The sequence below is a fragment of the Bradyrhizobium sp. genome (assembly GCF_019242285.1).
Classification (GTDB): domain Bacteria; phylum Pseudomonadota; class Alphaproteobacteria; order Rhizobiales; family Xanthobacteraceae; genus Bradyrhizobium.
Genome location: NZ_JAFAVV010000240.1, coordinates 1 through 2,726, shown reverse-complemented (window position 1 = coordinate 2,726; position 2,726 = coordinate 1). Strand labels below are relative to the sequence as shown.

The window sequence follows — 2,726 nt, the reverse complement described above, 5'->3', positions numbered from 1 at the left end:
GATCCCGGATATTTGAACGCCGAATTGATTGAGGAAGAATGGGGGTGGCTGGGAGAGAAGATGCGTTACTACCGAAGACCGCTGCGTGACCTGACCGATCCTCTTTCGGATGCCGGATTTATCATTGAACGGATATGCGAGCCGACGCCAAGTGACGAACTGAAGCTGAAAGACCCGAAGGGATATGATCGACTACGCCGCCTGCCGGCTTTCATTTTCGTGCGCGCCCGGAAAGGCATCTCATGATGATAAGTGGGCATCGAGCGGCTTGGGGCGGGTTTGGAGCACTTGCACTGAGCGCTTTCCTCGGCGCCGCGATTGCGGCGGCCCAACCTTCCCGCGACTGCGGTGGCGCACCCAACCTCGGTGATGGCTGGGAGATCACCGCTCCCGAAGAAGAAGGTTTCGATCCGGACAGCCTTTGCGCGCTCGGCTCGCGCCTCGCTGCTTTGAAGGGCGCCGATCCTCACGGGATTGTCGTGGCTCGCCATGGCAAGCTCGTCTATGAAACCTACTTTGCCGGAGAAGATCAGCGCTGGCCTCAGCAACACTGGAATCAGCCGCTTGCAATAGTCCCGCACGATGCCCGCACGAAACACGACGTGCAATCGATCACCAAAAGCGTGACGGCATTGTTGGTCGGCATTGCGCTCGACCGCGGCGATATCAAGACGCTCGACACGCCGGTGCTCTCGTTTTTTCCAGAGTATACCGACCTTCACACGACCGAGAAGTTACACATAACAGTTCGTAATCTTCTGACCATGAGCACAGGGTTGAGCTGGCCGTACAAGCCCTATTTGGACATGGCGCGCCAGATGGATGCAGCGCAGGATCCTTTCCATTTCGTTTTGGAGCAGCCGATGGTGGGCGTGCCGGGCGAGGACTGGCATTACAATAACGGGTCGGCCGAACTGGTTGGCGCTGTCTTGCACAGAGCGACTGGCATGCCATTGGACCAGTTCGCAAAGATTGCGCTGTTCGATCCGCTCGCGATCGAGGATTGGGAGTGGGGCAAGATGGCAAATGGCGACCCGGGAGCGTCCTGGGGATTGCGGCTCCGGCCGCGTGATCTCGCGAAGATTGGGCAGCTGGTGCTGAACCGCGGTACTTGGCGTGGCCGCCGGGTCGTGTCATCCGACTGGATCGGGCAGATGATTGCGCCGCATGTCGTTCGGCCGAATACGAAATATGGCTATCTGTGGTGGTTGAGTCGGCGCACCATCGATGGTCGCGACGTCGATGTGGTGAGCGCCATCGGATGGGGTGGGCAACACCTGGACGTGGTACCAAGCTTGGACTTGATCGTGGTCGTAACTGCGGGCGTCTATGATTTCAAAGGTAACGGCCCTCAAGGGCTTGCCGGTGACACAGCGCTCGACGTGGTGCTGCACGCAACGAAGCAGTGAGGAACGACCCACCCGCGGTGTCCTCGACTAGACTATCATCCCAATGTAGCACATCTTCATCGAATGGCCTGATGACGTGCATCCTTGCGCACATCGCTCGCCGAATTGAAGGGGTCACCCTGATGAAGCGCCTGCATCGCCTTCTCGCGGCATTGTCGATCCTTTTCCTTGCAACTTTCAGCCTTGCCACCGCCACCCGCGCGTACGACGTCACGCCGGTGAGCAACCCCGAAACAATCGGCTTCTCGCCGTCGCGGCTGGCGCGGATCGCTGCTTGGCAGCAGACGCAGGTTGACGCCGGCGCCTTTTCGGGCGCGGTGGCGGCCATCGCGCGAAACGGCAAGGTCGCCTATCTGCAAGCCGTCGGCTTTCGCGACCGCGCGAAAACCATCCCCCTTCAGAGCGACGCGATCTTCTGGATCGCCTCGATGACCAAGCCGGTCACCAGCGTGGCCGCCATGATGCTGGTTGAGGAGGGTAAGCTCGATCTCGCAGCCCCGGTCTCCCAGTACCTTCCTGAATTCAAAGACACGATGGTCGCCATCGAGACCAGGGACCCGGCGACCGGCAAGACTGACGTCGCATACGAGCCGCAGAACCGGCCAATGACGGTTGAAGATTTGCTGCGCCATACCGCGGGGCTGATCTATGGTGTCGGTAACTCGAAGGTTGACCAACTGTACGTCAAGCACCTCTATGACAAAGCCGGCGTCTTTCACCGCGACAGGAGTCTTTCTGACGTCGTTTCCGAACTAGCCAGGCTCCCACTTGCTCATCAACCGGGCGAGGTCTGGGACTACGGTCTCTCGGACGATGTGCTCGCGCGTGTTGTAGAAGTTGTATCCGGTCAACCGTTCGATCAATTTCTCGAGGCACGTCTGTTCAAGCCGCTGGGCATGATCGACACCAGCTTTTACGTGCCTGAAGCCAAGTTATCCCGCCTGGTCGATCCACCCGCAGATAACTGGGTCGGTCCGCCGGACAGCGTGTTGGCGGATGTCACTAAGCCCACCAGATTGTTCTCGGGTGGTGGTGGACTGGTGTCGACGGCCGCCGATTACTTGCGGTTCTGCCAAATGCTGCTCAACGGCGGCGAGCTCGACGGCGTCCGCATCCTCTCGCCCGCGACTATCAGGCGAATGACCACGAACGCGCTGCCGTCCGGCATCCGTTTCGCCGGCTATGCCAGCGGCGGGGTCGGACCCCTCGGGGGCTCGACCTGGGGTCTCGGCTTTGCCGTGCGCAGCGATGCCGCGTGGAGTTTGGTACCGGGATCGGTTGGCAGCTATAGCTGGATGGGCGCGTCTGGTACCTATT

The 2,726-nt window shown here is 60.1% G+C and carries 2 protein-coding genes and 1 pseudogene; all 3 read left to right on the top strand.

From position 1 onward, the window contains the following. Nucleotides 1-246, top strand: a pseudogene (locus tag JOY90_RS09205) (SAM-dependent methyltransferase); the annotation flags it as partial. After that, nucleotides 243-1,409, top strand: a complete 1,167-nt coding sequence (locus JOY90_RS09200) for a serine hydrolase (RefSeq protein WP_291690826.1) — start codon at nucleotides 243-245, stop codon at nucleotides 1,407-1,409. The pseudogene JOY90_RS09205 and the gene JOY90_RS09200, both read left to right, overlap by 4 nt. A 122-nt stretch (nucleotides 1,410-1,531) precedes the next feature. Then, on the top strand, nucleotides 1,532-2,726 hold a 1,195-nt coding region (locus tag JOY90_RS09195), incomplete at its 3' end, for a serine hydrolase (RefSeq protein ID WP_291690825.1).